9 protein-coding genes are annotated in these 17,729 nt (G+C 71.7%); 5 read left to right on the top strand and 4 right to left on the bottom strand.

Annotation, left to right across the window (positions count from 1 at the left end; all coding sequences use genetic code 11):
- Window positions 1-41: 41 nt before the first annotated feature.
- Window positions 42-752, bottom strand: coding sequence for an acetoacetate decarboxylase family protein (locus AC5Y5V_RS25690; RefSeq protein ID WP_499940774.1), 711 nt, complete (start codon window positions 750-752; stop codon window positions 42-44).
- A gap of 44 nt (window positions 753-796) precedes the next feature.
- Between AC5Y5V_RS25690 and AC5Y5V_RS25685 the strand changes: the two genes are divergently transcribed.
- Together AC5Y5V_RS25685 and AC5Y5V_RS25680 are read left to right on the top strand one after the other, a co-directional pair.
- Entirely contained in the window at window positions 797-2,017 is a 1,221-nt protein-coding gene (locus tag AC5Y5V_RS25685) for a cytochrome P450 (protein WP_499940773.1), read from the top strand.
- 12 nt (window positions 2,018-2,029) lie between these two features.
- Entirely contained in the window at window positions 2,030-3,223 is a 1,194-nt protein-coding gene (locus tag AC5Y5V_RS25680; protein ID WP_499940772.1) for a cytochrome P450, read from the top strand.
- Here the strand turns inward: AC5Y5V_RS25680 and AC5Y5V_RS25675 are convergent.
- Together AC5Y5V_RS25675 and AC5Y5V_RS25670 are read right to left on the bottom strand one after the other, a co-directional pair.
- Window positions 3,198-4,070: a type IV toxin-antitoxin system AbiEi family antitoxin gene (locus AC5Y5V_RS25675; protein WP_499940771.1), complete on the bottom strand. Its 873-nt coding sequence runs from the start codon at window positions 4,068-4,070 to the stop codon at window positions 3,198-3,200. The two genes, AC5Y5V_RS25680 and AC5Y5V_RS25675, sit on opposite strands and share 26 nt — an antisense overlap.
- Window positions 4,071-4,412: 342 nt before the next feature.
- Window positions 4,413-5,210, bottom strand: a complete 798-nt coding sequence (locus tag AC5Y5V_RS25670) for a crotonase/enoyl-CoA hydratase family protein (protein ID WP_499940770.1) — start codon at window positions 5,208-5,210, stop codon at window positions 4,413-4,415.
- A gap of 62 nt (window positions 5,211-5,272) precedes the next feature.
- Here AC5Y5V_RS25670 and AC5Y5V_RS25665 point away from each other — a divergent pair, with 62 nt between their 5' ends.
- From AC5Y5V_RS25665 to AC5Y5V_RS25655, 3 genes are read left to right on the top strand one after another with little or no spacing between them, the layout of a single operon-like run.
- A complete protein-coding gene (locus tag AC5Y5V_RS25665) occupies window positions 5,273-6,919 on the top strand; it encodes an acyl-CoA synthetase (protein WP_499940769.1) in 1,647 nt (548 codons plus the stop codon).
- 50 nt (window positions 6,920-6,969) lie between these two features.
- Window positions 6,970-7,806, top strand: a complete 837-nt coding sequence (locus tag AC5Y5V_RS25660; RefSeq protein ID WP_499940768.1) for an amidohydrolase family protein — start codon at window positions 6,970-6,972, stop codon at window positions 7,804-7,806.
- Complete coding sequence (locus AC5Y5V_RS25655) at window positions 7,803-9,347, top strand: acetolactate synthase large subunit (RefSeq protein WP_499940767.1); 1,545 nt, start codon at window positions 7,803-7,805, stop codon at window positions 9,345-9,347. The genes AC5Y5V_RS25660 and AC5Y5V_RS25655 overlap by 4 nt, the downstream gene beginning before the upstream one ends.
- Before the next feature lie 13 nt (window positions 9,348-9,360).
- Here the strand turns inward: AC5Y5V_RS25655 and AC5Y5V_RS25650 are convergent.
- On the bottom strand, window positions 9,361-17,729 hold an 8,369-nt coding region (locus AC5Y5V_RS25650; protein WP_499940766.1), incomplete at its 5' end, for a hypothetical protein.

The raw sequence follows: 17,729 nt of genomic DNA, 5'->3' as shown, positions 1-17,729 counted from the left end.
TCCGTTAGAACACGTTCTAGATTGGGCCGATGGGGACGGCTTCATATTGCGCGCGCGTCGCCGAACGACATCTCCACGTTGGCCACCGACTGCGTCATCAACGCCCGTTTGGGCAGGCCCAGCGTCGCCAGTTCCTTGGCGTAGGGGTGATCGCCGAGGCGGATCTTGGCCCCGCCGAGCCGGGTGCGCACCCCCGTCGTCGTCATCTGCGAGGTGGTCTCACGGGTCACGCCGTCCAGGCAGGAGTACGTCGTCAGGGTTTGCGGCGGCTGCGCGGGGTGGGGCAGACCCTTGCTGAATTCGATGCCGGCGATCAGCTGTCCGTTCTCGCTGACGTCGAACTCGAACTTGCGGCCCTCGCGAACGTTGAAGTCCGCCATGATCTTCGGGTAACCCCAGATCTTGCGGCCGGCCTCGAGGGTGAACTCCTGGTCGACCGGCAGCTGATGGATCAACGTGGCGGCCTTGGCCATCTGGCGGATGCCGCTGATGTGGGTGCCGTGCGGGTTTACCAGGAACGCGGTGCCGTACTCGTGGTATTTGCCGAGGTCGCCGTCGATGTAGCGGACCAGCAGCTGCAACAGGATCGCCCTGCCCGGCAGGTACTCGAAGACCTGCAGACCGCTGTAATCGATGAGCCGCTGCGCGGCGTCGGCGTTGACGGAGAACATCGCGGAGTGCTGATCGGCCTTGCGGATAACCACCGGCATGGTGAGCACGGTTCCGGCGATGGTGTGTTGTGAGACAGACATGGGCCCAACTGTATGGTGTCGACGTAGAAAACTGGAGGCTGTAGATGACTTCGACGATTCCTGACACGATCCTGAACATCGACTTGGCCGACGGCAATTTCTACGCCGACGGGGTCGGGGCGCGCGAGGCGTACCGGTGGATGCGCTTGCACCAGCCGGTGTTTCGGGACCGCAACGGATTGGCCGGTGCGACAACGTATCAGGCGATCCTGGACGCCGAGCGCAATCCCGAGCTGTTCTCGTCCACCGGCGGCATCCGGCCCGAGCAGCCGGGTATGCCCTACATGATCGACATGGACGACCCCGCGCACCTGTTGCGGCGCAAGCTCGTCAACGCCGGCTTCACCCGCAAGCGGGTCAAAGACAAGGAGCCGTCGATCGGGGAGTTGTGCGACACCCTCATCGACGCGGTGTGCGAGCGCGGCGAATGCGACTTCGTTCGTGACATCGCCGCGCCGCTGCCGATGGCGGTGATCGGCGACATGCTGGGCGTGGCGCCTTCGGAGCGGGGGATGCTGCTGAAGTGGTCCGACGACCTGGTGTGCGGCCTTTCGTCGCACATCGATCCGACGTCGGCGGAGTTCCAGGCGGTGATGGACGCGTTTGCCGCGTACACGGCGTTCACCATGGAGATGATCGCCAAGCGTCGCGCCGAGCCCACCGACGACCTGTTTTCCATCCTGATCAACGCCGAGGTCGAGGGTCAGCGGATGTCCGACGACGAGATCGTCATGGAGACGTTGCTGATCCTGATCGGCGGCGACGAGACCACCCGGCACACACTGAGCGGCGGAACCGAGCAGTTGGTCCGCAACCGCTCTCAGTTTGCGGATCTGGTGGCGGATCCCTCGTTGCTCCCCGGTGCCATCGAGGAGATGCTGCGCTGGACGTCGCCGGTGAAGAACATGTGCCGGACGCTGACGGCCGATACGGAGTTTCACGGCACGTCGTTGTCGGCCGGTGAGAAGATCATGTTGCTGTTCGAGTCGGCGAACTTCGACGAGTCGCAGTTCGACCAGCCGGAAAATTTCGACATCCGACGAAACCCCAACAGCCACTTGGCCTTCGGTTTCGGCACTCACTTCTGCATGGGCAACCAGCTGGCGCGGCTGGAGCTGTCCATGATGACATCGCGGGTCTTGCAGCGGTTGCCGGATCTGCGTCTTGCCGACGAGTCCGCGTTGCCCTTGCGGCCGGCGAACTTCGTCAGCGGGCTGGAGTCGATGCCCGTGGTCTTCACGCCGAGCGCGCCTGTATTGCGATAGGGCGGCCGGACAATGACGACGACCAGGCCGGACGTAGACCTCACCGACGGCGCGTTCTACGCCGGTGACTCCCGGCCGGTCTACCGCTGGATGCGGGAGAACGAACCGGTCTTCCGGGACCGCAACGGACTGGCGGCGGCGGCGTCGTACCAGGCCGTCATCGAGGCGGAGCGCAACCCCGAGCTGTTCTCGAACGCCGGCGGCATCCGGCCGGACCAGCCGGGTGTCGAGATGATGATCGAGATGGACGATCCGCAACATCTGTTGCGGCGCAAGCTCGTTAACTCCGGCTTCACGCGCAAGCGGGTCAAGGACCAGGAAGCCAAGATCGCCGCGCTGTGCGACACGCTGATCGACGGGGTGTGTGAGCGCGGCGAGTGCGACTTCGTGTGGGACCTCGCCGCGCCGCTGCCGATGGCGGTCATCGGCGACATGCTGGGGGTGCTCCCGGAGGAACGGCAGATGTTCCTCAAATGGTCCGACGACCTGGTCGGTTTCCTGAGCAGCACTGCGGCACAAGAGGATTTCCAGGTTTCGATCGATGCCTTCGCCGCCTACGGCGCCTACATGATGGAGATGATCCAGGCGCGCAAATCGGAGCCGACGGACGATCTGGTCAGCGTGCTCGTGCATGCGGAGGTGGAAGGGTCGCGGCTGGAGGATCACCAGATCGTCACCGAGGTGCTGCTGCTGTTGATCGGCGGCGACGAAACCACACGGCACACCCTGTCCGGCGGGACGCGGCAGCTGCTGCTGCACCCCGACCAGCATCGGCGGCTGATCGCGGACCCGGACCTGCTGCCCAATGCCATCGAAGAGATGCTGCGTTGGACCGCGCCGGTGAAGAACATGGCGCGGACCGTCGTCGCCGACAACGAGTTTCACGGCGCCCAGCTGCACCAGGGCGAGAAGATGATCCTGCTGTTCGAGTCGGCGAACTTCGACGAGAAGGTGTTCGACAACCCGGAGAGCTTCGATATCGCGCGCTATCCGAATAACCACCTCGCATTCGGCTTCGGGACGCACTTCTGCCTGGGCAACCAACTCGCGCGGCTGGAGCTGTCCATCATGCAGACGCGCCTGCTGCAGCGGCTTCCGGACCTACGACTGGCGTCGGACGCCGCCCTGCCGCTGCGGCCGGCAAATTTCGTGTCCGGCCTGGAGCGGATGCCGGTGGCGTTCACGCCGAGCGCGCCGCTCGGTTAGGCGCCGGTTGCCCCCGTCGGGCCCAGGCCGCCGCGAGACGTCGTAAGACTCCCGCCCGCACGTCCGCGGACGTAACCCTGATGGCGATCCAGTCGAGGTCGGTGGTCATCGTCTCGTAGCGCAGGATGTCGTCGTTGAATCGGCGGGCCGTCCGATGGTGTTCGCCCTCGTATTCGAGCGCGAGTTTGATTTCCTCCCAACCCATATCAACTATTCCGACCAGCTCGCCGTACCGACCGTAGACCGGTATCTGGGTCTGCGGCGGTGGATAGCCGGCTTCGATCACCAGAAGTCGCAGCCAGGTCTCTTGCGGTGATTCTGCGCCGCCGTCGACGAGCGACAGCGCGTGCGTCGCCCGCCTGATGTTCCGGTGGCCCCGGTAGCGATCGAGCAGGGTCTCGACGTCGGCGTTGTTGAGCCGGGTGGCGCGGTCGAGGGCATCGATGGCCGCCACCGCCTTGCCGAGCGGATAGCGGCTGGCCAGGTCGAACGCGGTGCGCGCCGGTGTCGTGACCGCGATGCCGTCGGCCAACTGGATCTCGTCCGGCGCTGCGTGCTCCGACCAGGTGATGATGCCTTTCGGTGGATGACGGTTCTCGTAGAGCAACTGCGCGGGCTTCTTTGGGTCTACCCACTTGGCCGCGTGGAGCGCCGCCGCGGATTGTCCGGCAACGACGCCGCGCCGTTTCGACCACAGCCAGGCGGCGTAAGCCCGCTGTATCGCGGAAAATTCTGTGTCCGTTGGGATATAGACGTCGGGATAGATTTTGGCAAAGCGTCTTCGCAGCTGGTACGGCGACACCGCACCCTGTGCGATCGCTTCGCTGCCGATGAATGGTTCGGTCACGGTGTTGCAGTGTGCCGCGGGTGTCTGACAACTCCGCCGAACGTGAAGTGGTTGCGAAATGCGGGCCGGAAAGTGGCTGTGGTTTCACGTTCGGCGCGGGGGCGCGGCGCGGTGGGTTGACGGCTTTGCCGAACGTGAAGTGGTTGCGAAATGCGGGCCGGAAAGTGGCTGTGGTTTCACGTTCGGCGCGGGGGCGCGGCGCGGTGGGTTGACGGCTTTGCCGAGCGTGAAGTGGTTGCGAAAAGTCGGCCGCGAAGTGGCTGTGGTTTCACGTTCGGCGCGGGGGCGGGGCGCGGTGGCCCGAGGGGGAGGTGGCAGAGGCCGAGGGACAGGGCCAGCTGGCTAGCGGCCCTTGAACTCCGGCTTGCGCTTCTCCATGAACGCCCGCGGGCCCTCTTTGGAGTCTTCGCTCAGGAAGACCGGAATGCCGTTCTGGGTGTCGGGTTTGAATGCGTCGTTCTCGTGCATGCCCTCGGTTTCCCGGATGGTCTTGAGGATGGCCTGCACGGCCAACGGCCCGTTGTTGTTGATCGTCTCGGCGATCTCGAGCGCCTTGTCCAGCGCGCTGCCGTCGGGAACCACGTAGCCGATCAGCCCGAACTCCTTCGCCTCGGCCGCAGTGATGTGACGCCCGGTGAGCAGGATGTCGCACGCGACGGTGTACGGAATCTGGCGCACGAGCCGCACCGCCGACCCCCCCATCGGATAGAGGCTCCACTTGGCTTCGGAGACGCCGAACTTGGCGCTCTCGCCCGCGACCCGGATGTCGGTGCCCTGCAGTATCTCGGTGCCGCCGGCGATCGCCGCACCCTCCACGGCGGCGATCAGCGGTTTGGTCAGCCGACGCCCCTTGAGCAGGCCCTCGATCCGCGTCGGGTCATAGCCGGACTTGAAGGAGTCGCCGGGGGATTGCTTGTCGGCTCGCTGCAGATCCATGCCCGCGCAGAACGCCCCGCCGGCGCCCGTCAGGATGCAGGTGCGGATGTCGGGATCGTTGTCGACACGGTCCCAAGCCGCGACCATGATCGAGAGCATCTCGCTAGTGAGTGCGTTTTTCCGCTCGGGCCGGTTCATCGTGACGATCAGGGTGTGTCCGCGCTGCTCAATGAGGGCGTGGGGCGCTTCGTCCTGCTCCGTCACGGTGTTCGCCTTCCTGCGTCGTCGCCAGAAACTTGTCAAGAAATGTAACACGTTCTAGTTTGGTGGCCGTGGCCCTGAATATTGCCGACCTCGCAGAGCACGCCATCGACGCTGTGCCAGACCGGGTAGCCCTCATCGGCGGCGATGAGAAGCTGACCTACGCCCAACTCGAAGAGAAGGCCAATCGCCTCGCGCATTACCTGATCGACCAGGGTGTGCAAAAGGACGACAAGGTCGGTCTCTATTGCCGCAACCGCATCGAGATCGTCATCGCGATGCTCGGCATCGTCAAGGCGGGCGCGATCCTGGTCAACGTCAACTACCGTTACGTCGAGGGCGAACTCCGCTACCTCTTCGAGAACTCCGACATGGTCGCGCTGGTCCACGAGCGCCAGTACTCCGACCGCGTCGCCAACGTCCTGCCGGACACCCCCAACGTCAAGACGATCCTGGTCGTCGAGGACGGCTCGGACAACGACTATCAGCGCTACGGCGGCGTCGAGTTCTACGAGGCAATCGCCGACAGCTCGCCCGAGCGGGACTTCGGCGAGCGCAGCGCCGATGCGATCTACCTGCTCTACACCGGCGGCACCACCGGCTTCCCCAAGGGCGTGATGTGGCGCCACGAGGACATCTATCGCGTGCTGTTCGGCGGAACCGACTTTGCGACAGGCGAATTCGTCAAGGACGAGTACGACCTGGCCAAGGCCGCCGCCGCCAACCCGCCGATGATCCGCTACCCGATCCCGCCGATGATCCACGGCGCGACGCAGTCGGCCACCTGGATGTCGCTGTTCTCCGGCCAAACCACCGTTCTGGCACCGGAATTCAACGCCGACGAGGTGTGGCGCACGATCCACGACCACAAGGTGAACCTGCTGTTCTTCACCGGCGACGCGATGGCGCGCCCGCTGCTCGACGCGCTGCTGAAGGCCAACGATTACGACCTGTCGTCGCTGTTCCTGCTCGCGAGCACCGCCGCGCTGTTCTCGCCGAGCATCAAGGAGAAGCTGCTCGACCTACTGCCCAACCGGGTCATCACGGACTCCATCGGCTCGTCGGAGACCGGATTCGGTGGCACCAGCATCGTCGCCAAGGACGCCCCGCACGCCGGTGGCCCCCGCGTGACCATCGACCATCGCACCGTCGTGCTCGACGAGGACGGAAACGAGGTCAAGCCCGGGTCGGGGGTCCGCGGCTTCATCGCCAAGAAGGGCAACATCCCCGTCGGCTACTACAAGGACGAGAAGAAGACGGCGGAGACGTTCAAGACGATTAACGGCGTGCGCTACGCGATTCCCGGCGACTACGCGCTGGTCGAGGAGGACGGCAGCGTCACGATGCTGGGCCGTGGCTCGGTGTCGATCAACAGCGGCGGCGAGAAGATCTACCCCGAAGAGGTCGAGGCGGCGCTGAAAGGCCACCCGGACGTGTTCGACGCTCTAGTTGTCGGCGTGCCCGACCCGCGGTACGGCCAGCACGTCGCCGCCGTGGTGCACCCCCGCGCCGGAGCCCGGCCGACGCTGGCCGAGCTGGACAGCTTCGTGCGCTCGGAGATCGCGGGATACAAAGTGCCGCGCAGCCTATGGCTGGTCGACGAGGTGAAGCGGTCACCCGCCGGTAAGCCGGATTACCGGTGGGCCAAGGAGCAGACCGAGGCCCGGCCCGCGGATGACGTGCACGCCAGCCACGCGACCAGCGGGGCCTGACCGGAGGTTCCGGCCGATAGGCGGCCGCATACGTCTACAGTCGAAGCGCGATGACGATCGATGTGTGGATGCAGCATCCAACCCAGCGATTCCTGCGCAGCGACATGTTGGCCTCGCTGCGGCGCTGGACCGGTGGCGCGATGCCGGACACCGACATCCCGATCGGCGCGACGGTCGCCTCGATGGACAGCGCCGGCGTCGACGTGGGACTGCTGAGCGCGTGGCTTGGGCCCAATCGCCAGGACTTGGTGTCCAACGACGAAGTCGCCGAGTGGATCAGCTTGCATCCCAACAGGTTTGCCGGTCTGGCGACCGTCGACCTGGATCGCCCGATGGCCGCCGTCGCCGAGTTGCGGCACCGAGTGCGTGACGGCGGCTTCGTCGGCCTGCGGGTGGTGCCCTGGCTGTGGAACGCGCCGCCCACCGACCGCCGCTACTATCCGCTGTTCGCCGAATGCGTGCAGTTGGGCGTCCCGTTCTGCACGCAGGTCGGCCACACCGGTCCGCTGCGGCCGTCGGAGACAGGGCGCCCGATTCCCTACATCGACCAGGTGGCGCTGGACTTCCCGGAGCTGACCATCGTGTGTGGGCACGTCGGCTACCCGTGGACCGAGGAGATGGTCGCCGTGGCCCGCAAGCACGACAACGTCTACATCGACACCTCCGCCTACACCGTGCGAAGGTTCCCGCCGGAACTGGTCAACTTCATGAAAACTGCTACAGGACAACGCAAAGTGTTGTTCGGCACCAACTATCCGATGATCGGCCACGGACACGCCTTGGCCGGGCTCGACGACCTCGGACTGTCCGACGAGGCGCGCCACGACTTTTTGCGCGGCAATGCAGAGCGGGTCTTCGGGCTCGCAGAAGAGGAGGTAAGCACGTGAACGGCGCCCAGGCTCTGATCAACACCTTGGTCGACGGCGGCGTCGACGTGTGCTTCTCCAACCCCGGAACGTCGGAGATGCACTTCGTCGCGGCACTCGACACGGTCCCGCGAATGCGGGGCGTTCTGGCGCTCTTCGAGGGGGTGGCCACCGGCGCGGCCGACGGGTACGCGCGCATCGCGGACCGGCCGGCCGCGGTGCTCCTGCATCTGGGGCCCGGCCTGGGTAACGGCCTGGCCAACCTGCATAACGCGCGCCGCGCCCACGTGCCGGTCGTGGTCGTCGTCGGCGACCACGCCACATACCACAAGAAGTACGACGCCCCACTGGAATCCGACATCGACGCGATCGCCGGCACGGTGTCGGGCTGGGTGCGCCGCAGCACCGACGTGGCCGACGTCGCGACCGACGCCGCCGAGGCGATCGCGGCCAGCCGCGCGGGCTCGCAGGTCGCGACGCTGATCCTGCCGGCCGACGCATCCTGGTCCGACGGCGGCGAGATCGCTACCGTGCCAACCCATTCCGCTGGCGCGCCGGTGGACGTCGGGCCAGTGGCCGAGGTGCTGCGCTCGGGGGAGCCGACGATGTTGCTGATCGGCGGCGACGCCACCCGGGCGCCGGGGCTGGCCGCGGCCGCGCGGATCGCCGAGGCCACCGGCGCCCGATTGCTGTGCGAGACCTTTCCGACCCGGCTGGAGCGAGGTGCCGGCGTACCCGCCGTCGACCGGCTGGCGTACTTCGCCGAGGCCGCCGCGGCTCAGCTGGACGGCGCCAAGCACCTGGTGCTGGCCGGCGCCAAGTCGCCGGTCTCGTTCTTCGCCTACCCGGGTATGCCGAGCGATCTGGTTCCGGCGGGGTGTGAGGTACACGTGCTCGCTGAACACGGCTGCGCCGCAGCCGCTTTGGCAGCGCTGGCCGACGAGGTGGCCCCCGGGACGGTCGCCCCGGTGGCGGAGGCGTCACGTCCTTCGTTACCCAGCGGTCCGCTCACTTCTGCCTCGGTGGCCGATGTGGTCGGTGCGCTGTTGCCCGAACGGGCGATCGTCGTCGACGAGTCGAACACGTCGGGCCCGCTACTGCCGCAGGCCACCGCGGGCGCACCCGCCCATGACTGGTTGACGCTGACCGGCGGGGCGATCGGCTATGGCATCCCGACCGCGGTGGGGGCCGCCGTCGCGGCACCGGATCGCCCCGTGCTGTGCCTCGAGTCCGACGGCTCGGCGATGTACACGATTTCCGGTTTGTGGACTCAGGCGCGGGAGAACCTGGATGTCACCACCGTCATCTACAACAACGCCGCCTACGACATCCTGCGGATCGAGTTGCAGCGCGTCGGGGCCGGATCCGCTCCGGGGCCCAAAGCGCTGGATCTCCTCGATTTGTCTAGGCCTACAATGGATTTCGTCAAAATCTCAGAGGGCATGGGGGTGCCCGCACGCCGGGTCGGCACGGCCGAGGACCTTGCCGATGCCCTGCGCGCCGCGTTCAGCGAACCCGGACCGCACCTCATCGAGGCGATGGTGCCGTCGATCCTGGGGTAGCGGCACTGTTGGGTCAACCCGCGGTGCCTCCCTGGCCGCCGGTGCCGCCTGGCCCGCCCTTGCTGCTGCCGTCCCACGAGCCGCGTTTGCCGGTGCCGCCGGGGTGGCCGGGGTTCGCGCCGTGGTGACTGGCACCCCCATATCCGCCGGTGCCACCGTCGCCGCCCGAGGCGCCCCCGCTGGTGGCACCGGCTTGGACGTTTCCGCCGTTTCCGCCGCCCCCGCCGTTGCCGGCGGCGGCGCCGTCGCCGCCCCGCGCGTTAGCCCCTGTGCCGTTGCCGCCGAAGCCGCCGTTGCCGCCGTTGCCGCCGCTGCCGCCCCAACTCGCGCTGCCGGCCGTGGCGCCGTCCCCGCCGTCGCCTCCGCGGCCGCCCACACCGCCGCCGCCGCCCGTTCCGCCGCCCAACTCGCCGGCACCGCCGTCGCCGCCTACACCACCCGACTTCCCGTTGCCGCCTTGGCTGCTGTCGCCCGCGCCGCCCCTGCCGCCCGCGCCCCCGCTGCCGCCCGTGCCGCCGTTTCCGCCGAGGCCTGCGGTGCCAATGCCGCCGTCGCCACCGACGCCGCCCTGGCCGCCGTCGGCGCCCCAGCCCGCGAATTGGCCGTCGCCGCCTTTGCCGCCGTTGCCTGCGGCGCCGCCGTTGCCGCCTGCGCCGCCCGTCAGGCCTTTGCCGCCGGCCCCGGCGTCGCCGCCGTAGCCGCCTTTGCCGGCATCGCCACCTACGTAGCCACCGGCGCCGCCGTCACCACCTGTGCCGCCTGCACCGCCGTTGCCGCCGTTGCCACCGGTGCCGTTGAGGGCCCAACCCGCCTTGCCGGCGGCGCCGCCGTTGCCGGCATCCCCGCCGTGGCCGCCGCCGTTGCCCCCGATGCCACCGTTGCCGGCGGCGCCGCCGTTGCCGCCGTTGCCCGCTCGGGCCCCGGAAGCGCTGTTGTCGCCACCGATTCCGCCGCTGGCCCCGGCCCCGCCGTGGCCGCCGGTTCCGCCGCCACGCCCATTGAGGCCGGCGCCGCCGGCGCCGCCCAGGCCGCCGTTGCCACCGTTGCCGCCGTTGGCGCTGACGCCGCTCGTGTTGTTGTAGCCGGCTGCGCCAACTCCGCCGTTTCCGCCGCTACCGCCCGTGCCGCCGGAAGTCGCCGAACCTCCGGCGGCACCGCCTTTACCGCCGATTCCGCCGTTGCCGCCGCTTCCGCCGCCAGCGCCACCGATACCGCCGTCGCCTGCCGCGGCCCCGTTACCTGCGCCACCGGCGATAGTGGCATTACCGCTGTCGCCACCGTTGCCGCCGTTGCCGCCGTTGCCGCCATTGCCGGCCCCGGCAGTGTTGACGGCGGCGGCACCGGCGCCGCCGAGCCCACCACGACCGCCGTCGCCGGCGGTGGCACCGCTGGAACCGGCGGCACCTCCGCTGCCGCCGACGCCGCCAGCCCCGCCATCGCCGCCGCCCGTGCCGCCCGCACCTCCGTTGCCAGCCGCGCCGCCGTTGCCGGCGTCGCCGTTGGTGCCCGCGGTTCCGCCGGCCCCGCCGTTTCCGCCATGGCCGCCAGTTCCGCCGCCACGCCCGTTTATGCCGGCCCCACCGGCGCCGCCCAGACCGCCGTCGCCGCCGTCGCCGCCGTCACCGCCGGGATTGGACGGATTGATAGAGCCGTTTCCTCCGTTGCCGCCGGCACCGCCATTGCCGCCGTTGCCTGCGGTACCGTCCACTCCCGCGTGGCCGACCGGGAAGTAAGAGGGAGAACCGGTCGTGCCCGCGGACCCGGCTGCCCCGGCGGCACCGCCGGTTCCGCCCGCACCGCCGTCACCGCCACCGTTGCCGCCGGGCACCCCCGCGACGCCGCCGTCGAACCCGGGGCCGCCTCGGCCGCCGTCACCGCCCAGGCCGCCGATACCGCCGTTGCCGCCCACGCCACCACCGCGGTTGCCCACGCCGGCCCCCCCGGCCCCGCCGGTACCCGCGGCGCCGCCGTTGCCGCCAGCACCGCCCGCGCCGGATTGCGTTGGGTCGTATACGAGTTGGAAGTTGCTAGGGCCCGAGGACACCGGGTGGGCCCCGGTGACGCCTCCGTCGCCCGCGCCGCCGGTCCCGCCAGCACCGCCGTTGCCGCCGTTGCCGCCGATGCCGTCGCCGATGCCGCCGGCCCCGCCGTTGCCGCCGGCGCCGCCCGCTCCTCCCTTAACGCCGTCCTTGGCGTGCAGATCCGTATAGGAGTAGCCGTCGCCGCCGCGGCCGCCGTTGCCGCCGTTACCCCCGGTGCCGCCGCCGCTTGCCTGGACGTAAGGGTTTCCGGCCAAGCTCGTGACGACGCCGTCACCGCCGGCACCACCTGTGCCGCCGCCGCCGCCGATTCCGCCGCCGTTGCCACCGGCACCACCGTCGCCGCCCGCGCCGCCGTTTCCGGCGAAGACCGTCGCGTCGCCGGCAGCGCCGCCCTTGCCGCCCGCGCCACCCTGACCGCCGGCGCCGGCGTCGGTGCCGTTGCTGCTGGCCCCGCCGGCACCACCGAGACCGCCCTTGCCGCCGCCACCGCCCACGCCGTCTGAGCCGGACGGGTTGTTGTAGCCGGCTCCGCCGACGCCGCCGCGTCCGCCATTGCCGCCGTTACCGGCGGCGCCGACGTTGCCCGCGTGACCCACGGGGCTCGGCGAGTTGGCACTCGATGTGCCCTGGGCGCCAGCCGCACCGGCATCTCCGCCTTTGCCTCCGGCGCCGCCGGCTCCCGCGAGGCCGCCGTCGATCGATGTTGCGGTACCTGCAGCCCCGTCGGCACCTTGGCCGCCCGTGCCGCCTTGGCCACCGTTGCCTGCGTTGCCGCCAACCCCGCCGCCGCGATTGCCCACGCCAACACCGCCGGCGCCTCCGGAGCCGGCTTTGCCGCCGTCGCCGCCCGCGCCGCCGCTTCCGCTCGGGATGCTGCTTTGCGAGCTCACGGCGCCGGTTCCGCCGGTGCCCCCGCCGCCGCCGTTGCCGCCTTTGCCGCCGATGCCGTCGCCGATGCCTCCTGCGCCGCCGTTGCCGCCCGCGCCGCCTGCCCCCGCAATGCCGCCATTCGCCCCGAGGGTGGTTGCGTTTGGACCGTCGCCGCCGCGGCCGCCGTTGCCGCCGTTGCCGCCGGTGCCACCGCCGCTCGCCCCGGTGGTGGGACCGTTGGGATTGGCCGTGACGAAGCCGTCACCGCCGGCGCCGCCGCTGCCGCCCGCGCCACCCTTACCGCCAAGCGCGCCACCGACCCCGCCATCACCGCCGGTACCGCCGTCGCCGGCGACCGCCGTCGCGGATCCGACGGCTCCGCCCTTACCGCCGTCGCCGCCCTTACCGCCGGTATTGCTGCCGGCTCCGGCTCCGCCCTTACCGCCGTCGCCGCCCCGGCCGCCGCCATTGGCGCCGGCGCCAAGACCGCCGTTGCCGCCGTTGCCGCCGTTGCCGGCGGTGCCCGACGTGCCCGCCGTGGTACCCGCGCCTCCGGCGGAACCCCCTATGCCCGCGTTGCCGCCGTTGCCGCCGGCGGCCCCGTCGCCACCAGGCCGATTCGGACCGGGCGTGGGGTTTCCGTCGCCGCCCACACCGCCGTTGCCGCCGTTGCCCGCGTTGCCGCCGCTGGTGGTGCCGGCGCCGTTGCCGCCGCTGCCGCCGTTGCCGCCGTTGCCGCCGCCAAGCGCGCCGTTCGGAGAGGTGATCCCGTTGCCGCCGTTGCCGCCGCTGGCTCCGTTGCCGACGGTGCCGGCGGCGCCGGCCTTCCCGCCATTAGCGCCGGCCGCACCACCGGCACCGGCATTGCCGCCGCTGCCGCCGTTACCGCCGTTGCCGCCGGCGCTGGGCTGGCCGTTGTAAGTGCTGGCGCTGCCGTTGAGGCCGTTCGCGCCGGTGCCCCCGTTGCCGGCGTTGCCACCCGCGCCACCATTGCCGCCACCGGTGGTGCCAGCGATGCCGTTACCACCCGTGCCCCCGATGCCACCGTCACCGCCATTGCCACCATTGCCGCCGTTGTTACCCAGCGCACTGCCCGAGGTGCCCGCATTAGTGCCGTTGGTGCCGCTGCCGCCGTTGCCGGCGTTGCCGCCATTACCCGCGATGCCTGCTTTGGCCCCCGCGCCGCCGGCGCCCGCGTCGGCGCCGTTGCCGCCGTTGCCACCGCTGCCGCCGGAACCACCGGAAAGGAGATAGCCGCGCCCCGCGGCGCCGTCGCCACCCTTCCCACCGTCGCCGCCGTTGCCACCAGCGCCGCCAGTGCCGCCGCCAATGCCGGCCGAGCCACCGGTACCGGCGGCGCCACCGTTGCCGCCGTTGCCGCCACTACCGCTGGCCGGGCCACCGCCGCTGAGGCCGCCCGCGCCGCCGTCTCCGCCTTTGCCGCCGTTGGCGGCTGCTCCGCCCAGCCCACCGCCGCTGCCGCCGGCACCACCGTTGCCGCCGGCGCCCCCGGTGCCGCCGTTGCCCGCGCTACCACCGGCGCCGCCGACGGCAGTCGTGCTTTGGGTTTGGGCCCCGCCGCCGCCGTCACCACCCTTGCCGCCGCCACCACCGGTGCCAGCCGCGCCGCCGGTACCCCCGCCGCTGCCGCCTGCGCCGCCTCCGCCACCGGAGCCGCCGGTGCCGGCGTTTCCACCGGCACCTCCGGCCCCGCCGTTGGCGGTCGTGGATAACCCACCTTCCCCGCCTTTGCCGCCGTCGCCGGCCGCGCCGCCGACGCCACCCTTGCCGCCAGCACCGCCGCCTGTGCCGCCCTTGCCGCCAGTCGTGGACGCACCGCCATCACCGCCTTGGCCGCCGGCGCCTCCCGTACCGCCGGTGCCGATGGACCCGGCACCTCCTTTGCCGCCGTTGCCACCCTTGCCGCCGTCGCCGCTGTTGCCCCCCGCGCCGCCACCGATGCCACCCGCGCCACCTGCACCGGCAGCGCCGCCGTTGCCGCCTGTGCCGCCGCCGGCAATGGCCCCGGCCGCGCCGGTGCCGCCATTACCGGCGTCGCCCCCGGCGCCGCCGTTGCCGCCAATTCCGCCGTTACCACCCCCAGTCGTGCCGACTCCGTTGCCGCCGTCGCCGGCCCGGCCACCTCGGCCGCCGTCACCGCCGTCGGTGCCGAGGGCGCCCGAGTTCGGGGCGCCGTTTACGCCGCTTCCGCCCTTGCCGGCGTTGCCGCCATTGCCGCCGTTGCCCCCGGTGCCCAACGCCCCTTGGACGCCGCCGGAGCCCGGTGTACCTCCCTTTCCTGCCGCGGCGCCGGCGCCGCCATCACCGCCGTCGCCTCCATCGCCGCCAGCGGTGGCAGAGGCGCCCTGGCCGCCGTTGCCGCCGTTGCCTCCGACACCGCCCTTGCCGCCGGCGGCCCCGGTGCCGCTGCCCGCGCCGCCGTCGCCCGCCCGGCCGCCGTCCCCGCCTTTGCCGCCGTCGCCGGAGGCCTTGCCGTCTGTGCCCGCGCCGCCGGCGCCACCCGTGCCGCCGGCACCGCCGGTGCCTCCAACGCCGCCGGTGCCGCCTTGAGCTCCGCCCATGCCGCCGTTGCCCGCGGCGCCGCCGTTTCCTGCGATGCCACCATCACCTCCCGCGCCGGTGGCGGTTTTGGTGCCGTCGATACCGGTCGCGCCGTTGCCGCCGGCACCGCCCTGGCCGCCCTGGCCGCCGGTACCTGCACCCTTGCCGAGTACGCCGGCGCCGCCCTGACCCCCGGCGCCGCCGGCCCCGCCGTCGTAGCCTTTGCCGCCGGTGCCATCGAGGCCCGTGCTGCCCACGCCGCCGTTACCGCCGTTGCCTCCGTTGCCGCTGATGCCCGCCGTTCCCGCGGTGCCGCCGTTGGCCTTGCCGCCGGCACCTTGTGCGCCGCCGTTGCCACCCTGGCCGCCGGAACCGCCCTTGCCGAGCGGGGCGTCGGTGCCGTTGCCGCCGTTGGCGCCAAGGCCACCCGTGCCGCCGTTGCCGCCGTTGCCGCCGTTGCCAGCGGTCGCACCGGCGCCGCCGGCCGCACCACCGTCGCCACCTTTACCGCCGATTGCGCCCTTTGCTCCGGGGTCTCCGGGGTTGACGCCGTCGAGGCCTTTGCCGCCGGTGCCGCCGTTGCCGCCGTTTCCGCCGTCTCCAGGCGTTCCTGCCTTGCCGTCATGGCCGCTGCTGCTGCCAGCCTTGCCTCCTGTGCTGGCGGTGCCGCCGTCACCACCCTTGCCGCCGTCACCGCCCTGCACGCCAACGGCGCCGACGCCGCCGTCGTTGCCCTTGCCGCCATTGCCTCCGTTGGCGCCGTTGCCTCCGCTGCCGCCACTCGAGCCGTCAGCGCCACCGGCTCCGGCTGTGCCGGCGTTACCACCGTTGCCGCCGGCGTTGCCCGGTTGGCTCGCCGTGCTGGGTGGGCCGCCGTCGCCGCCCTTGCCGCCGGTTCCTGCGTCGCCGCCGTCGCCGGCATTACCTGCGATGCCTGCGCCATTCTTCCCGGCATCACCGCCAGCCCCGCCGTTGCCGCCGTTGCCTCCGGCATTGCCCAGCCCGGCGCTGTTCGTCCCTCCGTTGCCGCCGTTCCCGCCCTTGCCGCCATCGGTGGCGATCCCGTTGGTGCCAGCGGTGCCGCCGGTACCGCCGGTTCCTGCTGCGCCGCCGGAGCCAGCTGACCCCCCGGCACCACCGTTCCCGCCGGAGCCGCCACCTGCGGCGCCGTCAGCGCCGTTTCCGCCACTTCCGGCCAGCCCGCCGTCGCCGCCGTCGCCCCCCGAGCCATTGGTGCCGCCGTTGCTGTTGCCACCGGCTCCGCCGTCACCGCCCTTGCCGCCGGCGTAGCCGTTGGTGCCGTTGCCGCCGCTATTCGCTGTGGCACTGGTGCCGGCGCTGCCAGCCCCGCCGTTGCCGCCATCGCCGCCGTGACCGCCGTCGCCCGCGGATCCCGCGCTGCCGCCGTGGCCGCCGCTGCCGATCGCGCCGCCGTTCCCTGCGACCCCGCCGTCACCGCCCTTCCCGCCGCCACCGCCGTCAGCACCCAGGCCCGTGGTGGCGTCGACGCTTCCCGAGCCACCGTTGCCGCCTTGCCCGCCTTTACCGCCGGAGCCGCCTTTACCACCGGATCCGTTGGTGCCGCCGTCACTGTCGCCGCCCGTCCCGCCGGTTCCGCCTTGCCCGCCTGCGTAGGCATCGGTGCCGTCGAGACCTGTTCCGGCGCCTTGGCTGGTGCCATCGGCGCCTTGGCCGCCGGAGCCGCCGGTTCCACCAGTGCCGCCAGTGCCCGCGGCGCCGGTCGTGCCGTCGATTCCGCTGTGTGCGCCGCCGGTGCCTTTGGCGCCGCCGGCACCGCCGGCTCCTGCGTCGCCGCCCTGGCCACCTTGGCCGCCGGTGCCGCCGACGCCGGTGGTGCTGTTGGCGCCGCTGCCTCCGGTCCCGCCTTGGCCGCCCTTGCCGCCTTGGCCACCTGTGCCGCCGTCGCCGCTGGTGCCGCCGGCGCCGGCGGTACCGCCCTGGCCGCCCTCACCACCCTGACCACCGGCGTAACCCTTGTCGCCGGTGGCGCCGGTCTGATCGGCGGCGTCGCCGCCCGCCGCACCCTGGCCGCCGGTACCCCCGGTGCCGCCCTTACCGCCGGTGCCCGCGGTGCCGCTCGCGCCTTCGCTGCCGGTGTACTTACCGCCGGTCCCGGCGTGCCCGCCATCGCCGCCCGCACCGGCATCCCCACCCTGGCCACCCGTGCCGCCTTTGCCACCGACACCTGTGGTGCTGTCGACGCCGCTGCCGCCTTGGCCGCCTTGGCCGCCCTTGCCGCCTTGGCCACCTGTGCCGCCGTCGCCGCTGGTGCCGCCTGCACCGGCGGTGCCTCCCTGGCCGCCTGCCCCGCCCTGGCCGCCGGCGTAGCCCTTGTCGCCGGTGGCGCCGGTCTGATCGGCCGCGTCGCCGCCCGCCGCGCCCTGGCCGCCGGCGCCACCGGTGCCGCCCTTGCCGCCGGTGCCCGCCGCGCCGGTGGCGCCGTCGATTCCGCTGTACTTGCCGCCGGTGCCTTTGGCGCCGCCCGCGCCGCCTGCTCCTGCGTCGCCGCCTTGGCCGCCGGTGCCGCCGGTGCCGCCGATGCCGGTGGTGGTGTTGGCGCCGCTGCCGCCTTGGCCGCCTTGACCGCCCTTGCCGCCGACGCCGCCATCACCGCCGTCACCGCTGGTGCCGCCTGTTCCGGCGGTGCCGCCCTGGCCGCCTGCCCCGCCCTGGCCGCCGGCGTAGCCCTTGTCGCCGGTGGCGCCGCTGCCATCGGCTGCCGCGGCGCCAGCCCCGCTGTCACCCCCGGCACCACCGGTGCCGCCCTTGCCGCCGATGCCCGCAGCGCCGGTGGTGCCGTCGATTCCGTTGTATGTGCCGCCGGTGCCTTTGGCGCCACCCGCACCGCCTGCTCCCGCGTCGCCGCCCTGGCCGCCGGTGCCGCCGG

The sequence above is a fragment of the Mycobacterium sp. NGS68 genome (assembly GCF_059812195.1).
This window is presented reverse-complemented; position numbering and strand designations above follow the sequence as displayed.